Source organism: Nocardioides epinepheli, assembly GCF_037936805.1.
GTDB lineage: Bacteria > Actinomycetota > Actinomycetes > Propionibacteriales > Nocardioidaceae > Nocardioides.
Genome location: NZ_JBBMMC010000001.1, coordinates 419725 through 443829, shown reverse-complemented (window position 1 = coordinate 443829; position 24105 = coordinate 419725). Strand labels below are relative to the sequence as shown.

Genomic DNA, 24105 nt, shown 5'->3' with positions numbered 1-24105 from the left:
CCGGAAGCCCGTTGCAAGGGAGAGTCATGACCCGGATCAACCTCACCGTCGACGGCGCGAAGGTGGCCGACGACGTCGAGCCGCGGATGCTGCTGGTGCAGTACCTGCGCGAGCGGCTCGGCAAGACCGGCACCGTCATCGGGTGCGACACGAGCAACTGCGGTGCCTGCACCGTGCACCTGGACGGCACGAGCGTGAAGTCGTGCAATGTCTTGGCCGTACAGGCCGACGGCGGGGTCGTGGTCACCATCGAGGGCCTCGCGGCCACCTACGACGGCGGCGAGCTGCATCCGGTGCAGGAGGCGTTCCGTGAGTGCCACGGCCTCCAGTGCGGCTTCTGCACACCCGGCATGATCATGCAGAGCACCGCGCTGCTGGAGGAGAACCCGAACCCGACCGAGGAGGAGATCCGCCTCGGCCTGGAGGGCAACCTGTGCCGCTGCACGGGCTACCACAACATCGTCAAGGCCGTGCAGCACGCCGCCGGCCAGCGCTCGGGCTCCGAGCAGGACGCGGGGGCGCAGGCATGACCGCGGTACAGGACGCCCCCGAGGGCGCCGAGAAGGAGATCGGTCGCGCCCGGCGCCGCAAGGAGGACGGCCGGCTGATCACCGGGCGCACCCGGTGGACCGACAACCTCAACCTGCCGGGAATGCTGCACCTGGCGATGGTGCGCAGCCCCTTCGCCCACGCCCGGATCAACAGCATCGACACCACCGAGGCCGCCGAGGCACCCAACGTCGTCGCCGTGCTCACCGGCGCCGACCTCGCCGACAGCCAGGGCGTGTGCATCAACGCCTGGCCGATCACCCCGGAGCAGGTGACCCCGACCCACCTTCCGATCCCGACCGACCGGGTCGCCTTCGCCGGCGAGATCGTCGCGGTGGTCGTGGCGCGCAGCGCGGCCGAGGCCCGCGACGCCGCCGAGCTGGTCGACGTCGACTACGAGGACCTGCCCGCCGCGATCGGCCTCAAGGCGGCGGTGACCGACGAGGTGCTCGCGCACCCCGACCTCGGCACCAACAAGTCGGCGTTCTGGCGCTTCGACTCCGCCGAGGCGGGCACCGGCGGCGACGTCGACGAGGCGATCGCGAAGGCGCGCGAGGACGGCATCGTCGTGGAGCGGGAGTTCCGCCAGCAGCGGCTGATCCCGGCGTTCATGGAGCCGCGCTCGGTGGTCGTCGATCCCACCGGCGAGCAGATCACGGTGTGGTCGGCCACCCAGATCCCGCACATCCTGCGGTTCGCGCTCGCGGCCACGACCGGCGTGCCGGAGTCGAAGATCCGCGTGATCGCCCCCGACGTCGGCGGCGGCTTCGGCGGCAAGCTCCAGCAGACGCCGGAGGAGATGATCGCCTTCGCGGTGGCGCGTCGCCTCGGCAAGCCGGTCAAGTACACCGAGACCCGCAGCGAGAGCCTGATGAGCGCCCACCACGGTCGCGACCAGTGGCAGACCCTCACCCTGGCCGCCGACAAGGAGGGCAACGTCACCGGGCTCAAGGTCGAGCTGCTGGCCGACCTCGGCGCCTACGTCGCGATCGTCGGCGGCGGGGTGCCGGTGCTCGGCGCGTTCATGTTCAACGCGATCTACAAGTTCCCCGCCTACCAGTTCAACTGCCAGACCGTGCTCACGAACACCACCTGGACCGATGCCTACCGGGGCGCCGGCCGTCCCGAGGCGACGTTCGGGATCGAGCGGATGATGGACGAGCTGGCCGCCGAGCTCGGTGTCGATCCGCTCGAGGTCCGCGAGCGGAACTGGATCAAGCACGAGGAGTTCCCGTTCACCACCGTGGCCGGGCTGGAGTACGACTCGGGCAACTACGAGGCCGCCACGGCGCGGGCGATGGAGATGTTCGGCTACGACGAGCTGCGCGCCGAGCAGAAGCGACGACGCGAGGAGAACGATCCGGTCCAGCTCGGCATCGGCGTCTCGACCTTCACCGAGATGTGCGGGCTCGCGCCGAGCCGCGTGCTCGGCTCGCTCGACTACGGCGCCGGCGGCTGGGAGCACGCCAGCGTGCGGATGCTGGCCACCGGCACGGTCGAGGTGGTCACCGGTGCGAGCGCTCACGGGCAGGGCCACGAGACGGCGTTCAGCCAGATCGTGGCCGACCGCCTCGGCGTCCCGTTCGAGAGCGTGGAGGTGCTGCACGGAGACACCCAGGTCGCCCACCGTGGGCTCGACACCTACGGCTCGCGCTCGCTGGTGGTCGGTGGTGAGGCGCTGGTGCGCGCAGCCGACAAGGTGATCGAGCGGGCCAAGCCCTTCGCGGCCCACCTGCTCGAGGCCAGCGAGGACGACCTGACCTTCAGCGACGGCCGCTTCCAGGTGGCCGGCACCGACCAGGGCATCGGCCTCACCGAGGTCGCGGCGGCGGCGTTCACCGCCCACAACCTGCCCGACGGGGCGGAGCCCTCGATCGACGCCGAGGCCACCTACGACCCCGTGAACTTCAACTACCCGCACGGCACCCACCTGTGCGCGGTGGAGGTCGACACCGAGACCGGCGCGATCAAGATGCGCAAGTACGTGTGCTGCGACGACATCGGCAACGTCATCAACCCGCTCATCGTGGCCGGGCAGGTGCACGGCGGGCTGGTCCAGGGCATCGCGCAGGCGCTGTGGGAGGAGGCGGTCTACGACGAGAGCGGCACGCTGGTCTCCGGATCGTTCGTCGACTACCTGGTGCCCACCGCCGCCGACACGGTGAGCTTCGAGGTCGACCACACCACCACCCCGGCGCTCACGAACTCGCTGGGCACCAAGGGCGTCGGCGAGGCGGGCACGATCGCCTCCACGCCGGCGGTCGTCAACGCCGTCGTCGACGCCGTGCGCCATCTCGGGGTGAACGACATCCAGATGCCGTGCACGCCCGAGCGGGTGTGGAAGGCGATCCAGGGCGCCGGGGACGGCGGCCCGGACACGCAGGGCGCGGCGATGCCCCACTTCGAGGGCGACGGCGTCGCCGGCAACCAGGAGCAACCCGGCACCGCGAGCACGGAAGGAGCAGGCGCATGATCCCCGCGCCGTTCGACTACCTGGCCCCGACCACGGTCGAGGAGGCGCTCGCCGCGCTCGCCGAGCACGGAGACGACGCCAAGCTCATCGCGGGCGGGCAGAGCCTGCTGCCGGTGCTGCGGATGCGGCTCAACGCCCCCGAGGTCGTCATCGACCTCGGCCGGATCGAGTCACTGCGCGGCATCCGCGACGACGGCGACGCGATCGTCATCGGCGCGATGACGCCGCACTCGGTCGTGGGCACCGACCCGCTGGTCGCCGAGCACGCAGCCCTCATCACCCGCGCCGTCGAGCACCTCGCCGACGCCCAGGTGCGCCACCGCGGCACCTTCGGCGGCGCATTGGCGCACGCCGACCCGGCCGGCGACCTCGGCGCTCCGGCGCTCGCCCTCGGCGCGGAGTTCGTGATCGCCGGCCCGGGTGGCACCCGTACGGTGCCGGCCGAGGAGTTCTTCGTCGATCTCTTCGAGACCGCGATCGGCGAGGACGAGATCCTCACCGAGGTGCGCATCCCCAAGCACACCGGCTGGGGTGCCCATTACGAGAAGTTCGTGCGGGTCGCCCACCAGTGGCCAATCGTCGCGGTGGCGGCGACCGTCCGGACCGACGGCGACACGATCGCCGAGGCCCGCATCGGCCTGACCAACATGGACTCCACGCCGTTGCGGGCGAAGGCGGTCGAGGAGGCGCTGGTGGGACAGGCGGCGACGGCGGACGTCGTCCGGTCCGCCGCCGCGTTGGCGGCCGACGGGGCCAACCCGCCCTCCGACCTCAACGGCGACGCCGACTATCGTCGACACCTGTCCACTGTGTTGACCAGGCGGGCGGTGCTCGCCGCGGCAGGAGCGTGACCTGATGGATCTGACCCACAAGTTCACCGTTCCCGTGGGCGTCGAGGAGACCTGGGCCGCCTTCCAGGACATCGCCTCGCTCGCCGAGTGCTTCCCCGGTGCCCAGGTGACCGAGGCCGACGGCGACTCGTTCAGCGGGTCGGTGAAGGTGAAGCTCGGCCCGATCGCGCTGGTCTACAACGGCTCGGGCACGTTCGTGGAGAAGGACGCCGCCGCGCACCGGTTCCTCGTCGACGCCAAGGGCAAGGACAAGCGCGGCAACGGCACCGCCGGGGCCAAGGTCACGCTCACGATGAGCGAGACCTCGGGGCCCGACGGTCCGGCCACCGACGTCGAGGTGATCACCGACCTGGCGATCACCGGCAAGCCGGCGCAGTTCGGCCGGGGCGTCATGCAGGACGTCTCCGACAAGCTGCTCGGCCAGTTCGTCGCCTGCCTCGAGCAGCGGTTCGCCGAGCCGGAGCCCGAGCCGGAGCCGGCGCCGACACCCGAGCCGCGCGAGTCGACGCCCCTGGCCGACGCGGCGGCGGCGTCGGTGCGCGAGGCGCCGGCCGCGGTCGGCTCCTCGGCCTCGGTCGGCTCGACCACCCCCAAGCCGGCGGCGGCGCCGTCCGGCGCGGCATCGTCCCCTCCCCCCGAGGACGATGCGCTCGACCTCGGCGCCGCCGTCCTCCCGGTCCTCGCCCGCACCTACTGGAAGCAGGCGCTCGGCGCCCTGGTCGTGGTCTGGCTGCTGCGGCGGTGGCTGCGCCGCTGACCGCGGCTTCGGGCGAGCGGGCCGGTTCGTGATTGCCGAACCTGGATAGGGTCCAGCCATGAGTGGTGCGACCGATCCCCGCGGTGCCTACCGCGCAGACCTCCAGGCCGACAACATCACCTGGTTCACCACCCAGGCCTCCGCGCCGGCGTTGATCGACCACGTCCTCGGACTGCTCGACCTCCAGCGCGGCGACCTGGCCCCCACCCCGCACGGCGGCGGGGTCGTTACCAAGGACGGCGCCCTGCGGCTCACCGCCGTCGCCGGACCCGGCGGTGCGGGGCTCAGCGTGTGGGCCGACACCCCGGCCGGCACCGCTCGGGTCACCGAGGCCCTCAACCGCGAGTCGCACGCGATGATGGCCGCGATCAACCGCGGTCAGCAGTTCAGCAACCCCGCCCAGGCCCGGTGGGCACCCCTGGTCGGCGGGGCGGTGCGCTCGGACTTCGAGGGCTCGCCGGTGCTCGACGTCGTCGAGGGGGCCGACGTCGTGGCGATCCTGCCGCCGGTGGCGCCCCCGGCCGCGGCGCCGACGTCCGGCAGCGGCGGCAGCGGCGGCGGTGTGGTGACCCTGCGCAAGGGCGGCAACGTGTCGCTCACCAAGGAGGTCGCCGGACTGGAGCGGATCACGGTCGGCATCGGCTGGGATGTCGCCGAGGGCTCCGGGCCCGCCTACGACCTCGACGCCTCGGCGATCATGGTCGGGGCGTCGGGCAAGGTGCTCACCGACCAGCACTTCGTGTTCTTCAACAACCTCGTCTCGCCCGACGGCACCGTCCGCCACACCGGCGACAACCTCACCGGCGAGGGCGACGGCGACGACGAGGTGATCGAGATCGACCTGGCCCGGATGTCGCCGGAGGTCCAGCGCATCGTCTTCGCCGTCTCGATCTACGACGCCCAGGCCCGGCGGCAGAGCTTCGGCCAGGTCGACAACGCCTTCATCCGGCTCGTCAACGCCGCCGACCACCGCGAGATCGCCCGCTACGACCTCTCCGAGGACGCCTCGGTCGAGACCGCCATGATCTTCGGCGAGGTCTACCGCCGCGACAGCGAGTGGAAGTTCCGTGCCGTCGGCCAGGGCTACGCCTCCGGACTCCACGGGATCGCGCTGGAGTTCGGCGTCTCGGTCTGAGCTCGCGATAGTCCCGGCCGTTTGGGCCCTCGATCCGCCCGAAGAGGGGCCCAAACGGCCGGGACTATCCCGGCGGGCGGTTCGGCGTAGCGTGGCGGGCATGCCCATCCGGCTAGAGAACGTCGCCATCGCGGTCCGCGACCTCGATGCGACGATCGCCTTCTTCACCGACCTCGGGCTCGAGGTGATCGGGCGCGACGAGGTGAGCGGGGAGTGGACCGACACCGCGGTCGGCCTTGACGGCAACCACGCCAGGATCGCCATGCTCCAGACGCCGGACGGCGCCGGCCACCTGGAGCTCTTCGAGTACCTCCACCCCGAGGCGATCGAGACCGAGCCCACCTTGCCGAACCAGATCGGGATGCATCGCATCGCGTTCTCCGTCGACGACCTCGACGCCGCCCTGGCCGTCGCCGCGCGGCACGGGTATCACCCGTTGCGCGGCGTCGGCAACTACCAGGACACCTACCTGCTCACCTACGTCCGCGGCCCCAGCGGCATCATCGTGATGCTCGCCCAGGCGCTGCGATAGTCCCGGGACGAACCCGCCCGCTACTCCGACGACGTCCGGTGGAGCAGCACCGCGAGCCGATGGGAGCAGGGGCCGCGGTCGGGGCTCTCCTCGGTCCAGCGGCAGGTGCAGGTGGTGGCGTCGCGGTCGAGGCGATAGGACTCCTCGCTTCCGGCGACCAGCCAGCCACCGTCACCAGACGCGACGACCGAGCCGTCGTCGGCGAGCCGCTGCGCCTTGCGCAGACGTGGGTTGCGGCGCAGCACCGCGTCGGCGTCGACGGGGAGCTCCCGGTGGAACCAGGCCTGGTCGACCAGGTCGTAGCCCAGGCGCCCGGACGCCGCCAGCCAGGCCAGGCCGGCCTCGACCTCGGCGGGCGTCAGGCCGGTCGTCTCGCCGAGCGCCGCGGCGTCGACGGTCGGACTCCACGCCAGATGCTCGTGCAGCCGCGTGCCGATGCGCGCGACGTCGGGCGTGCACAGGAGCGACAGGAGACCGCCCTCGCCGGAGAAGCCGCGGTACGGGGTGGCGCTGAGGAGTAGGGTGAGTCGTGCGCCGGGCACCTCGATCAGCCAGGCTGTCGCGCCGCTGGGATGGCGATGGACGGCGAGCGCGGTGACGAAACGGGCGAGCCGATCGGCGCCGCGGATCCGTGCCGAACCCTGCAGCGGGACCGTCGCCGGTCCGGCCGACGCCGTCTGGCGCACGCCTCGCGGGGTCGGCAGCAGATGCACATCGGGGCCGGGCGGCTTCACCCGCGACAACGTGCCGAGCAGGTGGCGCGCGGCGGCGCCGGTGAGGGTGAGGGCAGGAGTCATGGCCGCGCCGATGACCGAGACCTCGGCCAGCCCGCGGACCCACCGCTCGGGGAGCCGGACCCTGCGCTCGACATGGGTCGCCTCCAGCGTCGCGGCCCGCAGCTCTTCGCGACCGACGCTGAGGTGCAGCGCCTCGGTCCTGCCCACCTTCGCCAGCGCGCTTCGCAGCGGCTGGTTCACATCGACGTTGGTGGTGCCCCAGCCGACCTCGGCGCTGCCCAGCCCCTCGGGCAGCAGGTCGAAGCGGGCGTGGACACCGTTGCAGCCCGAGAACGACTCGAAGCGCAGCCGGTCGCCACCGGCGGTCACCACGGGGTCGAGATTGGCGGTCCGCTGGAGTTCGCCGAGGTCGACGTACTTGGTCGCGGCGACGTCGGCGACGGCGAGCAGCCCGGCCGCAGCCACGTCGGGGCGGGCGAGGAAGCCCTGGAAGAAGAACGGGCGCTCGACGAGGCCGGTGGGCGTCGCGCCCAGAGCCGTCGCGAGCGAGAGCTCCTGTCCGCCGTCGACCGGCCGCAGAACCGAGGCGCCGGAGTAGCCGACGTGGAGGAGGTCGCTCATCAGCTCTCCGCTCCCGCCACGATCCGACGTGCCTCCTGCGTCGACCGCGAGTCTCCGGTTGCCGCCGCCCATGCCCGGATGCCGTCGGGGATCGCTACCGGCGCCGGCACTTCGTGGACGTAGTCGGCCAACACCGTCAGGAGGCGGTCCAACCCCGCGGGTGCCGGAGACATCGCGCAGGCGTGTCCAGCCAGCGCGAGCGCCGGGTGCCACCAATGCACCATGCCGCCGGCGAGGAAGAGGGTCTCGAAGACCTGGGAGGCCCGGGTGAGGGTGACGTCGTCCTCGATGAAGGCGCGCAGCACGCTCTCGGTCAGGAGGTCCTGGCTCAGCCAGCCCTGGGCCATCCTGGTGGAGGCCAGCGTGGTCAGGGACTGCTCCGGTTGCCGAGCCGCCCCGTGATAGTGGCCGGCCTCCGGTTGCGCCATCAGGCCGCCGACGAGCCAGTCGGCGGTGGGGCGACCGTGGCCCCGCAAGCCCAACTGGCCGAGCAGCGCGTCGGGGTAGGCCCGCTCCTGGGCGCCGGTCCGGACGCTGTCGGGCCACCCCGGCGTGATCCGCAGCCAGAAGTCGAGGTGAAAGGAGGGATGGCGGTCGCGAGTCGCGAGCTCGTCGAGCCCCAGCGGAGCCAGGGCGATCTCTGTCCAGACCACCGGTCGAGCGCCCTCGTGGGCCCACCGCCGCGGGTGATCTGACGCGATCCGCGGGGACAGCGAGCCAAGGCCGCCGCCGTCTAGCCACCGTCGCACCGTGGCGGCGACCGGGAGCGGAGCTCCTCCCGAGACAGCCGGCTCCGTGCTGCGATCGGGATCCCATCGGTCGAGGCGAGCTGCGAGCGTCGAGCCGTCAGGCTCGACGTCGGCGAGCCGGTTCAGCGCCAAGACGAGGTCGATCGGCCCTACGGGGCCCGGCTCCTCCAGCCGGTCGAGTAGCGCGCCGAGCCCGAGGGAGCCGTCCGATCGCGTCGGCGTGCTGAGCGGACGGTCCTGCTCCGGGGCGAGCAGCAGGCACTCCAGCGCGTGGAGAAGATGAAGCTTGCCCGCGATTCCCAGGTTCGGCGGAAGGGTGACGCTTCCGGACTCGACCTGGGCGACGAGCTCGGAGGGGAGGTTCGGGTACTTCCTGCTCCAAGCGTCGTCGGCTTCGGAGAAGGGCGCCCTCGCGATGAGGTGCAGACTCTCTGAGTCCAGCAGTCCTGAGGCCCACACGTCCACCGCCATCTCGAGCGGGTCGAACAGCATCCCGTGCAGCTCACGGCAGCGATGGGTGATCGATGCGATCGCCGCCGCGCGTGTGGCTGCGACGCCGCTGTCGTGCGCTGCATGCAGCACCAGTTGGAGGATGTAGGCGGGTCGTATCCACTCGTACGGGGTCGGCGTGGTGCCGAGCCAGGTCTGCCCGGTCAGGCAGCGCAGATGCTCGACCGTGGCTGCCTCGACTGGTCGCTTCAGCATCTGCCACCTGAACCTCTCGGTGACTCGCACCGGATCACTCGGTGGGCGCCAGAGGTTCCGGAGGACCGGTGCCTCGTCGGGGTGCGTCAGTCCGCCCAGTCCTTCGGCCAGCCGACGTGCCTCGGTCGCGGCCTTGGTTCGCTCGCCGCTGGCGGCCAGCGCCGCGATCTTGGGCGGCGTCGGACGAGGGGGGCACTCGTGAGCGTAGGTGCACAGCATCCGCAGGAGCCCGGACAGCCCGGTGAGCCGGCGAGCGGCGGCCGCTTCGGACACCGTCAGGGCGGCGTCCCAGGTGAGCGACAGGGCACCACCGGCGAACCAGCTCTCGAGCAGCCGCGTCAGGCGGGGGACATGCATCGTCCCGTCGGCAACGAGGTGGAGACCAGCGGTCTGGAAGGTGTCGACGCTGAACGTTCCACTGGACATGTCGTGGAGTGTCTTGGTGACCTTCAGTGACTCGACTCCGGCATCGATGTTGGTCGTGGTGGAGCGGTTGGACAAGAAGTCCAGCCAGGCGGTGTCACCGGACTTGCGCTGCCACCACTCCCATTGGTCCATGCCGGCGGCGGGTGCCGGGGCCAGGTCCCACAGGCCGATCCGCATCGGCTGTGTGGGCGCAGAGGATGCCGTCCCGGGCGCGATTCCGCCGATCACCTTGTCGGCCTTGGCCACGAAGCTCGCGTCGTCGTCGCTCTCGACAAGCCGGCGGATCGCATCGACAGCGGTCTCGACGCCGAGGGCGGCGGCGTCGTGTGCCAGCCACGTCAGCGTCATCTGCTTCTGCTTGCGCTCGGTGCGCGCGGCGACGATCGAGACGATCTCATCGACGTCGTGGGTCTCGGTGGCGAGCTCGAAGGCCAGCGGCAGGAGGGCCGCGCCCACGGCTCCCGTGCAGGTGGAGATGACGCCGAGCAGATAGGGGAGGCCGCCGGGCACGTCGTCGGTGGTCAGGCAGAGCCTGGTGAAGGTCTTGGCGACCGAGCGCTGATGGGAGACCGGCGTGGCCCGGGTGAGGGTCTCCAAGGCGATGTCCAGTACGCGTTCGCGCGCCACGATGTCCCGCTCGACCAAGGTCGCGATCTGGTCGGGACGGCCGGTGAAGTCGCCGCCGAGCCCGGCGTCCAGCCAGGCGTAGAGCACGTCGGGCATGAGTGGCTCGGCGGCCAGCTCGTCGACGTCGTGGTGCATCCGGGTCTGCGCGAACGTGCCTCCGCTCGGACACGGCAGGTCGTGGTGCAGCAGCGCCTGGTGCAGCACCGCGGAGTAGAACTCGCCGCTCCACCCGACGTCGCGGGCCCAGCTGGCCCGCTCGGCGAAGGCCGCCACCCAGGCGGCGTCGCGAGCGCGCAACCGCGCGTGCAGTCTCTCGATCACGCCGGAGTCTGAGAAGTCGTAGAGGTCGGGCCACCCGATCCGTTCGGCGGCGGCGACCGGTGCCATCGCCGCGACGGCGGTGATCGCCACCATCCAGTCCATCCGGTGGTAGATCCACTCCCGCTCGGCGGCGGAGTGGTCCTCGGCCCCGTAGAGGCGGGTGCGAAGGTCGCGGCACCACCGCTTCGACCCGCCGAGCCAGGCGGCGACCGCGCTCCGGTCGTCGTCGCCGAGGGAGTCGAGGACCCGATCCAGCCCGTCGAGGTCGGCCGCCTCGAAGCGGGCCTTGATGTCGTCGACCGCGGTCACGTCGCAGACTCTAGGTCGGGTGCCGCCTCGGTGCCGAGGAACCGGCGATCGCAACGAGTCAGGCGGATCAGCGGCCCGCGAGGGTGCGCGTGAGCTCGTGAGCGGCGCGCAGCAGCAGCTCGCCCAGCTCGCGTTGCCGGGCCGCGCCGAAGCGCTGCTCGATGCCGGTCAGGCTCAACGCCCACTGGGGTCGCTCGGCGTCGTCGAAGACCGCGGCGCCCATGCCCCAGCTGCCCTCGACGAGCAGGCCGGGGTTGACGGCGTAGCCCACCTCGCGGACCGCGGCGATCCGCTCGCGCAGGCGGCGCGCGGAGTGTTGCGGGCCGTAGTCGGTGACGAGGTCGGCGCGGGCCAGGTAGGCGCGGACCTCCGCATCGGGGAGGTGGGCGAGCACCGCCAGGCCGGCCGAGGCGACGCCGAGGGGGAAGCGGATGCCCTCGTGCAGCACGTGGGAGCGGATCGGGAAGCTGCCGTCCTCCCGCACCAGGCACACGGTCTCCTCGCCGCGCCTGGCGGAGAAGAACGCACTCTCGCCGGTGGCCACCGAGAGCCTCCGCACGACAGGGCGCGCGATCGCGGTGACGTCGTAGCGCGAGCGCGCCGCGCCGCCGAGCAGGTAGAGCTCGGGGCCCAGGCGCCAGCGTCCGGTGTCTGCGTCGCGATCGACAAGGCCCTCCTCGAGCAGGGAGCCCAGCAGTCGGTGGGACGTCGGCCGCGCGAGGCCGGTCGCGCGGGCCAGGGTGGACGTCGTGGCGCCGTCCGGCTCGTGGGCGGCGACGGCGCGCAGGGTCGCTCCGACCCGCGCCACGACGCTCACCGGGGTGTCCACTCAGCGAACGCTACCGTCCACTCGGGTTCGCCAGGCGAGTGATCCGGCCGGCGATCGGCAACCACGGTTGACGTGGGCGGCGCGCTCCGGTGAGGTCGGGGCATGGACAAAGTGGTGGGATCGGCCGCCGAGGCGGTGGCCGACATCGAGTCGGGTGCGTCGCTGGCGGTCGGAGGGTTCGGACTGTGCGGGATCCCCGCCGTCCTCATCGATGCCGTGCTGGCCTCCGGGGTCGACGACCTCGAGGCGTTCTCCAACAACGCAGGCGTCGACGACGTCGGCCTGGGTCGCCTGCTCGGCGCCGGACGGCTGCGCCGGATGGTGGCCTCCTATGTCGGGGAGAACAAGGAGTTCGCGCGGCAGTACCTCTCCGGGGAGCTCGAGGTGGAGCTGACCCCGCAGGGCACCCTCGCCGAGCGGATGCGCGCAGGCGGCAGCGGCATCCCGGCCTTCTTCACCGCGACCGGCGGCGGCACCCAGGTCGCCGAGGGCGGGCTCCCGTGGCGCTACGACTCCGACGGCAACGTCGTGTTGTCCTCGCCGCCCAAGGAGACGCGGACCTTCACCGTCGACGGCGTCGAGCGCGAGTACGTGCTCGAGGAGGGCATCGCCGCCGACTTCGGCCTCGTGCGCGCCTGGAAGGGCGACCGGCACGGCAACCTCGTCTACCGCGCGTCGGCGCGCAACTTCAACCCGCTCGCCGCGATGTGCGGCCGGGTGACCATCGCCGAGGTCGAGCACCTCGTCGAGCCGGGCGAGCTCGACCCCGACAGCATCCACACCCCGGGCGTCTACGTGCAGCGCGTCGTCGCGCTCACCCCGGAGCAGGCGGCCGACAAGCCGATCGAGAAGCGCACCGTGCGCAAGCGGGAGGAGTCGAAGTGAGCTGGACCCGTGAGGAGATGGCCGCCCGCGCCGCCTCGGAGCTGACCGACGGCTCCTACGTCAACCTCGGCATCGGGCTGCCCACGCTCGTGCCCAACTACGTCGCCGACGACGTCGAGCTGGTGCTCCAGTCCGAGAACGGCGTCCTCGGCACCGGCGCCTACCCGTTCGACGGCGAGGAGGACCCCGACCTCATCAACGCCGGCAAGGAGACCGTCACGCTGCGCCCCGGCGCCTCGTTCTTCGACTCCGCCACCAGCTTCGGCATGATCCGCGGCGGCAAGATCGATGCCGCCATCCTCGGCGCGATGCAGGTCAGCGTCGCCGGCGACATCGCCAACTGGATGATCCCCGGCAAGATGGTCAAGGGGATGGGCGGTGCGATGGACCTGGTCCACGGCGCCAAGCGGGTCATCGTCTTGATGGAGCACGTCGCGCGCGACGGGTCGTACAAGATCGTCGAGGAGTGCTCCCTGCCCTACACCGGCAAGGGCGTCGTCGAGCGGATTATCACCGACCTCGCCGTCATCGACGTGACGCCCGACGGCCTGGTCCTGGTCGAGCTCGCCCCCGGCGTCACCGAGGACGAGGTGCGCGAGAAGACCGAGCCCGAGCTGACCCTCGCCTGAGGCTTTCGGGGCTGTTCGGGTCCGGTGCGCCGCCCGTTCGGCAGGCAGCTCGCCAGGCTGCTTGTTACTGACCGTTGCGGCTTGTTACTGACCGTTGTGACCTCTGACCTGCTCTTGCAAGCGCAGGTCAGTACTCACAACGGTCAGTAACAAGCCGGGCGGTGGCGCCCAGGACCCCACCCCGCGCGATCAGGCTCACCCCTGCTCGGACTCCGACCGGTCGCCCGACCAGCGGGTGTGGAAGGTGCCGGGACGGTCGACGCGCTCGTAGGTGTGGGCGCCGAAGTTGTCGCGCAGGGCCTGGATGAGCGCGGCGGGGAGGCGGTCGCGGCGCAGGGCGTCGAAGTAGGCCAGCGACGAGGCGAACGCCGGCGCCGGGACGCCGGACAGTGCCGACGTCGCGACCACCTCGCGCCAGGCGGGCACGCTCTGCTTGACGGCGTCGGCGAAGAACGGCGTGGTGAGCAGCGTGGTCAGGTGGGGGTCGGCGGCGTAGGCCTCGGTGATCCGGTTCAGGAAGCGGGCCCGGATGATGCAGCCGGCGCGCCAGATCTTCGCGACCTCGCCGAGGTCGATCTGCCAGCCGTGCTCGTCGGCGCCGGCGGCGATCTGGTCGAAGCCCTGTGCGTAGGCCACCACCTTCGAGGCGTAGAGCGCGTCGCGGACCTGGTCGACGAAGACCTCGGGGTCCACCGATACCGGCTTCGCGTCGGGGTCGGTGGGGAAGGCCTCTCGGACCGCCTTGCGCTGGTCGGTGTGCCCGGAGAGGCTGCGCGCGAAGGTCGCCTCGGCGATCCCGGTGACCGGCACGCCGAGGTCGAGGGCCGACTGCACCGTCCAGCGGCCGGTGCCCTTCTGCTCGGCGGCGTCCTTCACGACGTCGACGAACGGCTTGCCGGTGTCGGCGTCGACGTGCTTGAGAACGTCGGCGGTCATCTCGATGAGGAACGACTCGAGCTCGCCGGTGTTCCACTCGGCGAAGACGTCGGCGATCTGGGCCGGCTCCAGGCCCCCGACCGAGCGGAGCAGGTCGTAGGACTCCGCGATCAACTGCATGTCGGCGTACTCGATGCCGTTGTGGACCATCTTCACGAAGTGGCCGGCGCCGCCGGTCCCGACGTGAGCGCTGCACGCCTCGCCGTCGCCGGCGCGCGCGGCGATCGACTCCATGATCGGCCCGACCCGCTCATAGGCCTGGTCGCTGCCGCCGACCATGATCGAGGGACCGTTCAGGGCCCCCTCCTCGCCGCCGGACACGCCGGTGCCGACGAACTCGATGCCCTTCTCGGCCAGCTCCTCGGTGCGCCGGATGGTGTCGGTGAAGTGCGCGTTGCCGCCGTCGACGATGATGTCGCCCTTGTCGAGATAGGGCACCAGCTCCTCGATCACGGCGTCGGTGGGCGCTCCCGCCTTCACCATGATCATGATCACGCGGGGTCGCTCGATCGACTCGACGAACTCCTTGACCGACGAGGCGGGGATGAAGTCGCCCTCGTCGCCGTGCTCCTCGATGAGCGCATCGGTCTTGGCCTGGGTGCGGTTGTGCACGGCGATCGTGTGTCCGTGCCTGGCGATGTTGCGCGCCAGGTTGCTGCCCATCACCGCCAGCCCGGTGAGTCCGATGGTGGCCTTCGCCCGTCCGGTGGTCGGCCCGGTGGTCGGCTCAGTGCTCGATGAGGTGCTCATGGCCTCACTCAACCGCGCCCGACCGGCCGCTGTCACCCCGCCGTCCGCCCGGCGGCTCAGAACACGTTGAGCGGGCGGTACTGCACCGAGATCCGCGGACCGGCGTGAGCGACCTTCGGGACGGCGTGCTCCCAGGTGCGCTGGCACGAGCCGCCCATCACCACGATGTCGCCGTGCCCCATCTCGACCACCACTGCCTCGCCGCCCGAGCGCGGCCGCAGGTGCAGCCGGCGTGGGTCGCCGAGCGACACGATGGCGACCATCGTGTCGTGGGTGGAGCCGCGCCCGATGGTGTCGCCGTGCCAGGCCACCGAGTCGCGGCCGTCGCGGTAGTAGCAGCATCCGGCGGTGCGGAACGGCTCGCCGAGCTCGTCGGCGTAGTGGGCCGAGAGGGCCTCGCGCGCCTCGGTGAGCATCGGGTGGGGGAGCGGCTCACCGATCATGTAGGTGTGCAGCAGGCGGGGCACGTCGACGACGCGGTCGTACATCTGACGTCGCTCCGCCCGCCACGGCACCTCGCGCACCAGGGTCTCGAAGACGTCGTCGGGCGCCGGCAGCCACGAGCGCTGGACGTCGAGCCACGCGCCGTGGCCGAGGACCCGGCGTTCCAGGCCGGCCAGACCGGCGACCAGGGAGGTCTCGGCGGCCTCGGGGGCCTCGAAGAGCGTCGTCTGGAAGTCCACGACGCCAGGATAGCGCGGGGATCGAACGCATGTTCGATCCCCGCGTGCGTGTCCCAGGGGATCAGTGATTCCCTAGCGCCCGGCGCCCCGCAGCAACGAGTCCATCTCCTCGGCGAACTGTGCGGGCCCCAGGTCCTGGGTGCCGTTCGGGCCCCGGTCGCCGGCGACCGCGGGGCGCACGCAGTTGATCCCGGCGGGCACCGATCCGGTGAGGTAGGCCAGCGCCGCCTTGAAGTCGTCGCAGCGCTCGACGTCCTCGGCGGGGTCGTGCGCGTAGCCGATCGCGGCGTCCACCGCACCCATGTCGAGGGCGTCGGCCAGTGGGTTGATGTCTCGGGCGACGGTCCAGTACCACCGCGCGATCGGAGCGCTGTAGTCGAGCGAGGCGGCCAGGTCGGGGTTGCCGAGCAGGTCGATGCCGAGGTACTGGCCGGCTGCGGAGTAGTTGAAGTCGCCGGTCAGCTGGATGTAGCCGCGTCCGGTGTAGGTCCGTCCGCCGGCCTGCACGATGTTGTACTCGAACCGGCTCTCGTTGACGAGGGTGGCCAGGAACGCCGCCTGCCGCGGTGCGGTGGTGATGCCGGCGTTGACCATCTCGGCGTTCAGGCTGGGCAGCCCGGTCTCGACGGTGGCCCGATCGCCCACCTCGCCGGGGAACATCGCCGCCAGCGCGTCATAGGTGATCGCGCCGCCGGGGTCGGGCGGCTCGGGCGAGCCGCACTCGGGCACGCCCGGCAGCTGGCTCTCGACGATGTCGACGTAGGCCACGGTCACGTAGCCGCCGCGCGCCGGCACGTGGGCCCACCACTCGCTGGAGGCGCCGTCAGGGGTGGTGATGCGCTCGCCGCGCTTTTGGCAGTCGACCGAGATGACCTCGCCGGCGGCCAGCGTCGCCACGATCCCGGACGCCGTGGTGGCATCGGCTCGCACGCGCACCCCCGACCCGTACGTCGGGAAGTCGGCGGCGTGCGCCGGACTCGGCGTCGCGACCAGCGCGGTCACGGCGAGGGCGAAGGCAAGGGCGCTGCCGCACAACAGCACCCACAGACGACCGGACATGGGACTCTCCTCGATGGGTGGGTCCTCCCAGCCTCACGCGGTCGGCGCGGCATCGGATGAGGGATCACCCTTGACCTCTCCGGACGCTCCGGTGCCGCGAGGCGAGGCGGCGCTCAGGGTGCTCTCGGGGTGGCCCCCGGTAGCGCGCCGCCGCCTGACCGGCGAGGCTTGCGCCATGACGATCTCCTCACCCGCGCGCGAGGTGGCCGCCCGCGCGATCGGCCTGTCGAAGACCTATGGCACCGGGGAGGCCGTCGTCCGCGCGCTCGACGACGTCACCGTCGACCTGTACGCCGGGGAGTTCACCGCCGTGATGGGCCCCAGCGGGTCGGGCAAGTCGACCCTCATGCACGTCTGCGCGGCCCTGGACTCCGCGACCTCCGGCGAGGTGCTCATCGGGGACCGGGAGATCGGCAGGCTGGGCGACAAGGCGCTCACGCTGCTCCGGCGCGAGGAGATCGGCTTCGTCTTCCAGTCCTTCAACCTCGTCCCGACCTTGAGCGCGGAGGAGAACATCCTGCTTCCGCTGGCGATCGCCGGGCGCAAGCCGGACCGGGCGTGGTTCGACTCCGTCATCGCCACCGTGGGACTCGGCGACCGGCTCGACCACAAGCCCAACCAGCTCTCCGGCGGCCAGCAGCAGCGCGTCGCCGTCGCGAGAGCGCTGGTGAGCCGGCCACGCATCGTCTTCGCCGACGAGCCCACCGGCAACCTCGACTCCCGCTCCGGAGCCGAGGTGCTCGAGCTGTTGCGGTCCAGCGTCGACGATCACGGCCAGACCGTCGTGATGGTCACCCACGATCCCGTCGCCGCGGCCTACACCGACCGGGTGCTCTTCCTCGCCGACGGCAGGATCGTCGAGGAGATGCGTGACCCCGACCGCGACCAGGTCCTGGAGATCATGGCGCGCATGTCGGACGTCGCCTGATGATCCGCGCGGCCCTCAAGAGCCTCCTCGGGCGCAAGCTGCGCCTGGTGATGAGCACGTTCGCCATCGTGCTCGGCGTGGCCTTCGTGGTCGGCACCCTGATCTTCTCCGACACCCTCAACCGCAGCTTCACCTCCCTGTTCGCCTCGACCGTCGGCGACGTCGTGGTGCGGCCCGACGGCAGCAGCGAGAACTTCGGCACCGCCACGACCCGCGCCATCCCCGGCACCCTGGTCGACGAGCTGGCGCAGGTGCCCGGGGCCGCGCGCGCCGACGGCATGGTCACCGCGTTCGGCGTCTACGTCATCGACGACAAGGGCAAGCCCATCGGCAGCTTCGGCACCCCCGCCATCGGCGCCAACTGGACCGACGCGCCGGCCGGGAACGGTCTCGAGGGTCTGCGGATCGTCGAGGGAGAGGCGCCCCAGGGGCCCGGCGAGGTGGTCCTCGATGCGACGACCGCCGAGAAGTCCGGCTACGACGTCGGAGACCGGGTCCCGCTGACCACCACCGGGGAGGCCGCCAACCTCGAGCCCACGCTGGTCGGCGTGGCCGACTTCGCCGAGGGCGGCTCCCTCAACGGAGCGACCTACGTCGCCTTCGACACCGCCGAGGCCCAACGGCTCTTCCACGACGGCAAGGACGAGTTCGACAGCGTCTGGGTCACCGCGGCCGACGGCGTCAGCCAGGACCAGCTGCGCGACGAGGTGCAGCAAGCACTGCCGAGCGACCTCGAGGCGGTCACCGGCGACGACGCCGCCGACGAGTCGGCCAGCGAGCTCCTCAAGGCGATCTCGTTCCTGACCACGTTCCTGCTCATCTTCGCGGGGATCGCGCTGGTCGTCGGCTCGTTCATCATCGTCAACACCTTCTCTATCCTCGTGGCCCAGCGCAGCCGCGAGCTCGCGCTGCTGCGCGCCCTCGGCGCCTCGAAGCGTCAGGTCGTGCGCTCGGTGCAGCTCGAGGCGTTCGTGCTCGGCCTGCTGGGAGCCACCCTCGGCGCAGCCCTGGGCATCGTGCTCGCCCTCGGGCTGCGCGCGCTGTTCGCCACCTTCGGCCTCGACCTGTCCGGCCAGCCCCTCGTCTACCGGCCGCGCGCCTTCATCGCCGCCTACGTCGTCGGGATCGTGGTGACGATGGCCGCGGCGTACCTGCCCGCCCGGCGGACCTCGCGGATCGCGCCGGTCCAGGCACTGCGCGACGACATCGCGCTGCCGGAGGAGTCGATGCGGACCCGCTTCCGCCTCGGCCTCGTGCTCGCGCTCCTAGGGGGCGGACTGCTCACGATCGGCCTGGGCGACTACATCGACTCCCGCGAGGGCTGGTTCACCGGCGCCGGCGTGCTGGCGATCCTGCTCGGCGTGACGGCGATGGCACCGGTGCTGGCCAAGCCCTTCCTGCGGGCGGCCAGAGCGGTCTACGCCAGGCTGTTCGGCTCGGTCGGGAACCTCGCCGGCCAGAACGCGCTGCGCAATCCGCGGCGCACCGCCGCCACCGCGTCGGCGCTGATGATCGGGCTGGCGCTGGCCGGGACGATGGCGATCGTCGGCGGCTCGGCGAAGGCCTCGGTCGACAAGTCGGTCGAGGACAGCTTCACCGGCGACTTCGTGGTCAACAGCGTGCTCGGCGCGCCGTTCTCGTCCTCGGTGGCCGACCGGATCAACAAGCTCGACGGCATCCAGGACGTCGTGCGCCAGCGATCCGGGTTCGCCGACGTCGACGGCTCGGCGACCTGGGTCATCGCCACCGACCCGTCGTCGTTGAGCCGACTCGGCGTCACCTTCGAGCAGGGCACGGCCGAGGATCTCGCCGCGCCCGGTGCCGCGATGGTCACCGAGGCCGAAGCCGCGGACCGCGGGTGGAGCGTGGGCGACCGGTTCACGGTGAGCACCCCCGGCGGCGAGGCCACCTGGACGCTTGCGGCCACCTTCAAGAGCAACGCCCTGCTGCAAGGGGGCATGGTGGTCTCGGTCGAGACTTTCGAGGCGGCCGGCTATCCCGCCGAGGACACTCTCCTCGTCATCTACGCCGACAGCGGCGCGAGCGACCTCCAGGCGCGGCTGGACGACGTGCTGGCCGACCAGCCGACGGTCACCGCCAAGGACCAGGTCGCCTTCGCCGCCGAACAGCGCGAGCCGATCGACCAGTTCGTGCTGATCATCTATGCGCTGCTCGGGCTGGCCCTGCTGATCGCCGTCCTCGGGATCGTGAACACGCTGGCGCTCTCGGTGATCGAGCGCACCCGCGAGGTCGGGCTGCTGCGGGCCATCGGGGTCACCCGCCCCCAGCTGCGCCGGATGATCACGTTGGAGTCGGTGATCATCGCGGTGCTCGGGGCCGTGCTCGGCGTGCTCCTCGGCATCGGCTTCGGGTTGGCCCTGATGCAGGCGGTGCGCGACCAGGGCCTGGAGGTGATCAGCGTCCCCTTCGACCAGCTGGCGATCTTCATGCTGCTCGCCGTGGTCGTCGGCGTGCTGGCCGCGATCCTGCCCGCGCGGCGCGCGGCCCGGCTGGATGTGCTGGAGGCCATCGCGACCGAGTAGCGATCGGGTGATCGGAGGGTCACCCGTCGGAGTGACCCATCACGCACGGCCAACTCTTTGATTCCGCTGCGGAAACGATCTGCTCTCCCTACTGTTCACCGCGTGGAGAACGTGCTAACGCGAGACGGACGCGCGCTCAAGCACGTCGTCGTGCGCGAGTACGTCCGCTCCCTGGTGAGCGGGCAGGCCCCTGGGTCGCCCGCGCCGTCCGAGCGCGAGCTCGTGCAGCGCTTCGGCGTGGCTCGGATGACGGTCCGGCAGGCCCTCGACGCGCTGGTGGCCGACGGCCTGCTCGAGCGCGTTCCCGGCCGCGGCACCTTCGTCGCGCGCCCCCGTCGTGAGGCGACCCGCATCATGAGCTACACCGAGGAGCTGGCCCGCCGCGGCCTGCTGCCGGCCTCGGAGACGCTGCTGGCCCGCCGTGAGCAGGCCGGACCCGGTGTGGCGCGAGCCCTCGGCCTGACGCCGGGCGACCCGATCATCCACTGGCGCCGGCTGCGCCGCGGCGACGGCGCACCCGTCTGCATCGAGGACAACTACCTCAACGAGCGGCTGCTGCCCGGGTTCCTGCAGGCGGGCCTGCCGCCGAGCCTGTACCGCGCTCTCGAACGCCGCCGGCTGCGGCCGACCTGGGCCGAGGACTCGATCTCCGCCGACACCGCGAGCGACGAGGAGGCCGCCCTCCTCGACATCGAGTCGGGAACCGTGGTGCTGCGCCATTCGCGCAGGGGCATGGTCGGCGAATCGATCGTCAACGTGTCGCGCTCGGTCTATCGCGCGGATCGCTTCACGATGTGGATCCAGCTCGGCTCCGACGGCTGAGCCTTCCGCGACCGAGACCGCCCCGTGCATCGAGGCGGGTCGTGGGTTTCAATGGGTGGGTGCCTCCGCCTGTCGAAGCCGCCGATCCCGAGTCTCCCGCCTGGCCGCTGAGCGGCGGCGACGACGTGCGCGACGAGCTGTGGGAGGCCTACGCCGACCCCAGCCGGGGCTACCACGACACGACACACCTCGGCGAGGTGGTGGCGCGGGTCGAGGAGCTCGCCGCGGCCGGCGTCGAGTTCGACCGGACCGCGGTGCTGCTCGCGGCCTGGTTCCACGACAGCATCTACGACGGCGAGCGCGACGCCGAGGAGCGATCGGCCGCGTGGGCCGAGGACGCGCTGCCGGGCCTCACCGACGAGGCCACCGTGAGCGAGGTCGTCCGGCTGATCCGGCTCACCGAGACCCATCGCCCCGGCGCCGACGACCCGAACGGCTGGGCCCTCTCCGACGCCGACCTCGCCATCCTCGCCGCACCCCGTGAGCGCTACGACGCCTACGTCGCCGACGTGCGTGCCGAGTACGCCCACCTCGACGACGAGACGTTCACCGCCGGCCGCCGCGCCGTGCTGACCGACCTGCTCGCCAAGCCCCGCCTCTTCCACACCGACTACGCCTTCGCGCACTGGGAGGAGCGGGCGCGGGCGAACGCGAGCGCCGAGCTGGCGCGCCTGACGCAGGAGTCAGTCGACTGAGGGCCCGGTGGACGGCGCGACCCCGCGGCGACGTCGGAGGCCGGCCGTCACCAGCCGCGAGACCAGCTCACGCGAGCTGACCGGCACCGCTCCCGCGGCGACCACGGCGTCGTACCACTGCGAGGGCACGTCGTAGTGGTCGCGGTCGAAGCCGCGCTCGGGGATCCCGACCGCACGCGCGAAGGCGTGCAGCTCCTCGTAGGAGGTGTCGCTGGCCAGGTGCGACCAGACCCGGTCGTAGCGCTCGACCGCCGGCGGATCGATGAGGATCACGGCTCGACCCGTCGGTCGTGGGCCTCGGTCTGGTCGAGGTCGTCGAGGAGCGTGCGCCATGAGCGGACCATCGCGGCGTCGACGTAGGCGCGCAGCGAGCCGCCCGGGCGGACCTCGGTGCCGACGCCGAACTGGCGCACGCCGGCGCGCAGGAACCACGGCACCTGCTCGGCGAGCAGTCCGCCGGTGGGCTGGAGCAGCCGGGCGATGCGTGGATCGGCGGCGGCGAGGGCGACGAGCTCGTCGTAGCCGTGCTCGAGGCCCTGCGGGGAGCCGCCGCTGTGTACCGCGGTCAGGCCGGGCAGTCCCACGAGCCGTCGCCACGAGCGACGGGGGTCCAGGGTCGCGTCGATCGCGCGGTGGAAGGTCCACGGGACGCCGGGCAGGGACTCGGCGAGCGCGAGGGTGGTCTCGACGTCGACCTCGAGGTCGGCGTCGAGGAAGCCGAAGCTCACGCCCTCCGCGCCGAGGGCGAGGTACTCGCCGGCCAGCTGCACCATCGTGGTGAGGTCGGCGCCGGTGGTCGTGTAGGTGTCCGCGAGACGGAGCCGCACGCGCACCGGACGGTCGCTGGCGCGGAGCACGGCCGAGGCCGTCGCGACATCGGGGGAGCGGCCGTCGACGTCGAGCGCGAGCCGGTCGGCGCCGCCCTCGAGGCACCCCGGCACGTCGCGCGCGTGCTGTACCGCCACCTCGAGGATCGTCGTCACGCCTCCACCGTAGTGAACCGCTCAGGCGATCACGCGGAGCAGTTCCGGCAGGTCGAGCAGGGTCTCGAGCCGGTCGCGCTTCTCCCGGGCCCACTCGAGCACCGAGTCCTGGAGGGCCAGAAGCGTCTCGATGATCTCCAGGACCCGGCGGGCGTCGTCGATGAGGTCGGTGATCGCGTCCATGCCCTGCGTGGCCACCTCGATCGCGAAGCAGCCCCAGCCCAACGGACCGGAGACCCGGCTCAGGATGCGCCGCACCAGGCGGCCGAGCACCTCGCCGCACTCGACGACCAGGCCTTCGACCTCGACGGTGAGCCGCTCGCAGAACAGGGCGATGTCGTCGAAGACCGGCGCCGCGACGTCGATCAGCTCGGCCAGCCCGCGGGTGGCCAGGGCGCGGCCACCGAGATCGAGCGCGTACGCCGCTCCCGCTCGTCCGCCCCACCGCGGCTCCACCCAGGTGATCAGTCGGAGCTGGTTCCCGGCGATCACGGTGAGCGCCTCGCGCACGCCATGGCAGGCCTGGGCGTTCTGCCGGATCGCGCCGGCATCGCCGGTGAGCGGCTCGACCAGCAGCTCGCGCAGGCTCCCCTCGGGTAGCCGGTCGAGCCCGGCGCCGACGCGGTTGAGGACGTCGATGCCACGGTTGGCCAGGTCGCGCAGTCCGCAGACCTTCGCATCCCAGGCCTCGAACGTGACGTCGTGGCGCAGCTCGTCCTCGCCCTCCGGCGGCGGCGCCAGGTCGGGTTCGCGCAGCTCGAGGCCCATCACGCCACCGCCGGGTCCAGGACGCGCTCCAGGACCGCGTCGGCGCGGACCTGGGCGCGCCCGTCACTGGCGCGCAGCTCGGCCGTCGCGGCGACGACGTCGTCGCGGCGCCGCTGCCAGTCGTCGTGGTAGCGGCGCCCGGCGCCCTCGAAGGCGGCCGCGAGCAGGTCCATCACCTCGGCCAGCGGGGTGAGCACGCAGGCCGGGCTGGTCGCGAAGCCGTCGCGGCGACACATCCAGGTCACGGCGTAGTCGGTCGTGTCGTCGAGCTGGCGCCCGACGTCGTCGAGGACGTGGGGGAGATGGTCGAGGTCGGCCCACTGGTCGACGTCGATCTCGGGGCTGCTCATCGGTGGCTCCTTCGGCTCGGTGTGCTCGGCGGCCGGGGTCGGCGCCGGGGCCCGGGAAGTGCCCCGCGTGGCCCGCCCTTGAAACGCGAGCACAATGGAGTTGTGGATGACCGCCTGATGCTCGATGCCAGAGCCCGCGTGCTGGCCGATCTCACGGCTCGGCAGCAGGCCACCGCGGCCGCCGTCTCGGCGCTCGAGGACGCCTGCTCGGCACGGCACTGGTGGGCCGAGCAGTGGCCGGAGGGCACGGTCTACGTCGCGGGCCTGGTGGCCCAGGACGTGCAGGACGCGCTCTTCGAGTCGGCCGGGCGGTGGCCGTTGTGCCTGGACTGCGCCGAGGGTCCCGCGCACTCGCTCTACATCCAGCCCGACCTGGGCGGACCCGATCCGGTGTGGGTGTGCGAGGAGACCGGCGAGGTGGCAGCGGCCTTGGGGTTCCTCAGCGGCCGGTGA

General features: G+C 71.9%; 23 protein-coding genes. 13 read left to right on the top strand and 10 right to left on the bottom strand.

Annotated features, from left to right (window positions below):
- Nucleotides 1-26 precede the first annotated feature (26 nt).
- The 6 genes from WMR31_RS02115 to WMR31_RS02090 all read left to right on the top strand — a co-directional run bounded on the left by WMR31_RS02115 (nucleotide 27) and on the right by WMR31_RS02090 (nucleotide 6297).
- Nucleotides 27-530, top strand: a complete 504-nt coding sequence (locus WMR31_RS02115; RefSeq protein WP_340537115.1) for a (2Fe-2S)-binding protein — start codon at nucleotides 27-29, stop codon at nucleotides 528-530.
- Entirely contained in the window at nucleotides 527-3022 is a 2496-nt protein-coding gene (locus WMR31_RS02110) for a xanthine dehydrogenase family protein molybdopterin-binding subunit (protein ID WP_340537114.1), read from the top strand. The genes WMR31_RS02115 and WMR31_RS02110 overlap by 4 nt, the downstream gene beginning before the upstream one ends.
- Nucleotides 3019-3873, top strand: coding sequence for an FAD binding domain-containing protein (locus tag WMR31_RS02105; protein ID WP_340537113.1), 855 nt, complete (start codon nucleotides 3019-3021; stop codon nucleotides 3871-3873). The genes WMR31_RS02110 and WMR31_RS02105 overlap by 4 nt, the downstream gene beginning before the upstream one ends.
- A 4-nt stretch (nucleotides 3874-3877) precedes the next feature.
- A complete protein-coding gene (locus WMR31_RS02100; protein ID WP_340537112.1) occupies nucleotides 3878-4630 on the top strand; it encodes an SRPBCC family protein in 753 nt (250 codons plus the stop codon).
- Between the two features lie 58 nt (nucleotides 4631-4688).
- On the top strand, nucleotides 4689-5765 hold the full coding sequence (locus WMR31_RS02095; RefSeq protein WP_340537111.1) for a TerD family protein: 1077 nt from the start codon (nucleotides 4689-4691) through the stop codon (nucleotides 5763-5765).
- A gap of 100 nt (nucleotides 5766-5865) precedes the next feature.
- A complete protein-coding gene (locus tag WMR31_RS02090) occupies nucleotides 5866-6297 on the top strand; it encodes a VOC family protein (protein ID WP_340537110.1) in 432 nt (143 codons plus the stop codon).
- A 20-nt stretch (nucleotides 6298-6317) separates the two neighbouring features.
- Here the strand turns inward: WMR31_RS02090 and WMR31_RS02085 are convergent, their stop codons facing one another.
- From WMR31_RS02085 to WMR31_RS02075, 3 genes are all read right to left on the bottom strand, one after another.
- Nucleotides 6318-7655 carry an SWIM zinc finger family protein gene (locus WMR31_RS02085; protein WP_340537109.1) on the bottom strand — a complete coding sequence of 446 codons (1338 nt, stop codon included), beginning with the start codon at nucleotides 7653-7655 and terminating at the stop codon, nucleotides 6318-6320.
- Nucleotides 7655-10792, bottom strand: coding sequence for a hypothetical protein (locus WMR31_RS02080; RefSeq protein WP_340537108.1), 3138 nt, complete (start codon nucleotides 10790-10792; stop codon nucleotides 7655-7657). Before WMR31_RS02080 ends, WMR31_RS02085 begins: the two co-directional genes overlap by 1 nt.
- 67 nt (nucleotides 10793-10859) lie before the next feature.
- Nucleotides 10860-11621, bottom strand: coding sequence for an IclR family transcriptional regulator (locus tag WMR31_RS02075; protein WP_340537107.1), 762 nt, complete (start codon nucleotides 11619-11621; stop codon nucleotides 10860-10862).
- A gap of 102 nt (nucleotides 11622-11723) precedes the next feature.
- On the opposite strand from WMR31_RS02075, the gene WMR31_RS02070 reads away from it, so the two are divergent.
- Entirely contained in the window at nucleotides 11724-12506 is a 783-nt protein-coding gene (locus WMR31_RS02070) for a CoA transferase subunit A (RefSeq protein WP_340537106.1), read from the top strand.
- The gene (locus WMR31_RS02065) at nucleotides 12503-13135 is read left to right on the top strand and encodes a CoA transferase subunit B (protein ID WP_340537105.1); all 633 of its coding nucleotides are present in this window, start codon (nucleotides 12503-12505) and stop codon (nucleotides 13133-13135) included. The genes WMR31_RS02070 and WMR31_RS02065 overlap by 4 nt, the downstream gene beginning before the upstream one ends.
- A 195-nt stretch (nucleotides 13136-13330) precedes the next feature.
- On the opposite strand, the gene gnd is transcribed toward WMR31_RS02065, so the two are convergent.
- The 3 genes from gnd to WMR31_RS02050 all read right to left on the bottom strand — a co-directional run bounded on the left by gnd (nucleotide 13331) and on the right by WMR31_RS02050 (nucleotide 16563).
- Complete coding sequence (gene gnd / locus WMR31_RS02060; RefSeq protein WP_340537104.1) at nucleotides 13331-14821, bottom strand: NADP-dependent phosphogluconate dehydrogenase; 1491 nt, start codon at nucleotides 14819-14821, stop codon at nucleotides 13331-13333.
- A gap of 56 nt (nucleotides 14822-14877) precedes the next feature.
- The gene (locus WMR31_RS02055; protein WP_340537103.1) at nucleotides 14878-15504 is read right to left on the bottom strand and encodes an alpha-ketoglutarate-dependent dioxygenase AlkB; all 627 of its coding nucleotides are present in this window, start codon (nucleotides 15502-15504) and stop codon (nucleotides 14878-14880) included.
- Nucleotides 15505-15576: 72 nt separating this feature from the next.
- Nucleotides 15577-16563, bottom strand: coding sequence for a glycoside hydrolase family 19 protein (locus WMR31_RS02050; RefSeq protein ID WP_340537102.1), 987 nt, complete (start codon nucleotides 16561-16563; stop codon nucleotides 15577-15579).
- A 175-nt stretch (nucleotides 16564-16738) separates the two neighbouring features.
- Here WMR31_RS02050 and WMR31_RS02045 point away from each other — a divergent pair, with 175 nt between their 5' ends.
- From WMR31_RS02045 to WMR31_RS02030, 4 genes are all read left to right on the top strand, one after another.
- Nucleotides 16739-17491 (top strand): ABC transporter ATP-binding protein, encoded by a 753-nt coding sequence (locus WMR31_RS02045; RefSeq protein ID WP_340537101.1) that lies wholly within the window; start codon nucleotides 16739-16741, stop codon nucleotides 17489-17491.
- The gene (locus WMR31_RS02040) at nucleotides 17491-20034 is read left to right on the top strand and encodes an ABC transporter permease (protein WP_340537100.1); all 2544 of its coding nucleotides are present in this window, start codon (nucleotides 17491-17493) and stop codon (nucleotides 20032-20034) included. Before WMR31_RS02045 ends, WMR31_RS02040 begins: the two co-directional genes overlap by 1 nt.
- Nucleotides 20035-20136: 102 nt before the next feature.
- A complete protein-coding gene (locus tag WMR31_RS02035; RefSeq protein ID WP_340537099.1) occupies nucleotides 20137-20856 on the top strand; it encodes a GntR family transcriptional regulator in 720 nt (239 codons plus the stop codon).
- Between the two features lie 59 nt (nucleotides 20857-20915).
- Entirely contained in the window at nucleotides 20916-21551 is a 636-nt protein-coding gene (locus tag WMR31_RS02030; RefSeq protein ID WP_340537098.1) for an HD domain-containing protein, read from the top strand.
- Here WMR31_RS02030 and WMR31_RS02025 read toward each other — a convergent pair.
- From WMR31_RS02025 to WMR31_RS02010, 4 genes are read right to left on the bottom strand one after another with little or no spacing between them, the layout of a single operon-like run.
- Nucleotides 21540-21824 (bottom strand): DUF4031 domain-containing protein, encoded by a 285-nt coding sequence (locus WMR31_RS02025; RefSeq protein WP_340537097.1) that lies wholly within the window; start codon nucleotides 21822-21824, stop codon nucleotides 21540-21542. The two genes, WMR31_RS02030 and WMR31_RS02025, sit on opposite strands and share 12 nt — an antisense overlap.
- Nucleotides 21821-22534, bottom strand: a complete 714-nt coding sequence (locus tag WMR31_RS02020) for a copper homeostasis protein CutC (RefSeq protein ID WP_340537096.1) — start codon at nucleotides 22532-22534, stop codon at nucleotides 21821-21823. Before WMR31_RS02020 ends, WMR31_RS02025 begins: the two co-directional genes overlap by 4 nt.
- Nucleotides 22535-22555: 21 nt before the next feature.
- Complete coding sequence (locus WMR31_RS02015) at nucleotides 22556-23302, bottom strand: hypothetical protein (protein ID WP_340537095.1); 747 nt, start codon at nucleotides 23300-23302, stop codon at nucleotides 22556-22558.
- A complete protein-coding gene (locus WMR31_RS02010; RefSeq protein ID WP_340537094.1) occupies nucleotides 23302-23652 on the bottom strand; it encodes a single stranded DNA-binding domain-containing protein in 351 nt (116 codons plus the stop codon). Before WMR31_RS02010 ends, WMR31_RS02015 begins: the two co-directional genes overlap by 1 nt.
- A gap of 102 nt (nucleotides 23653-23754) precedes the next feature.
- Between WMR31_RS02010 and WMR31_RS02005 the strand changes: the two genes are divergently transcribed.
- The gene (locus WMR31_RS02005; protein WP_340537093.1) at nucleotides 23755-24105 is read left to right on the top strand and encodes a DUF8819 family protein; all 351 of its coding nucleotides are present in this window, start codon (nucleotides 23755-23757) and stop codon (nucleotides 24103-24105) included.

Excerpts from the sequence above, each read along its gene's own strand:
- WMR31_RS02015 (WP_340537095.1), bottom strand. The coding sequence starts at position 23,302 with ATGGGCCTCGAGCTGCGCGAACCCGACCTGGCGCCGCCGCCGGAGGGC.
- WMR31_RS02100 (WP_340537112.1), top strand. The coding sequence starts at position 3,878 with ATGGATCTGACCCACAAGTTCACCGTTCCCGTGGGCGTCGAGGAGACC.
- WMR31_RS02095 (WP_340537111.1), top strand. The coding sequence starts at position 4,689 with ATGAGTGGTGCGACCGATCCCCGCGGTGCCTACCGCGCAGACCTCCAG.
- WMR31_RS02085 (WP_340537109.1), bottom strand. The coding sequence starts at position 7,655 with ATGAGCGACCTCCTCCACGTCGGCTACTCCGGCGCCTCGGTTCTGCGG.
- WMR31_RS02070 (WP_340537106.1), top strand. The coding sequence starts at position 11,724 with ATGGACAAAGTGGTGGGATCGGCCGCCGAGGCGGTGGCCGACATCGAG.
- WMR31_RS02090 (WP_340537110.1), top strand. The coding sequence starts at position 5,866 with ATGCCCATCCGGCTAGAGAACGTCGCCATCGCGGTCCGCGACCTCGAT.
- gnd (WP_340537104.1), bottom strand. The coding sequence starts at position 14,821 with ATGAGCACCTCATCGAGCACTGAGCCGACCACCGGGCCGACCACCGGA.
- WMR31_RS02050 (WP_340537102.1), bottom strand. The coding sequence starts at position 16,563 with ATGTCCGGTCGTCTGTGGGTGCTGTTGTGCGGCAGCGCCCTTGCCTTC.
- WMR31_RS02040 (WP_340537100.1), top strand. The coding sequence starts at position 17,491 with ATGATCCGCGCGGCCCTCAAGAGCCTCCTCGGGCGCAAGCTGCGCCTG.
- WMR31_RS02045 (WP_340537101.1), top strand. The coding sequence starts at position 16,739 with ATGACGATCTCCTCACCCGCGCGCGAGGTGGCCGCCCGCGCGATCGGC.
- WMR31_RS02010 (WP_340537094.1), bottom strand. The coding sequence starts at position 23,652 with ATGAGCAGCCCCGAGATCGACGTCGACCAGTGGGCCGACCTCGACCAT.
- WMR31_RS02110 (WP_340537114.1), top strand. The coding sequence starts at position 527 with ATGACCGCGGTACAGGACGCCCCCGAGGGCGCCGAGAAGGAGATCGGT.
- WMR31_RS02105 (WP_340537113.1), top strand. The coding sequence starts at position 3,019 with ATGATCCCCGCGCCGTTCGACTACCTGGCCCCGACCACGGTCGAGGAG.
- WMR31_RS02115 (WP_340537115.1), top strand. The coding sequence starts at position 27 with ATGACCCGGATCAACCTCACCGTCGACGGCGCGAAGGTGGCCGACGAC.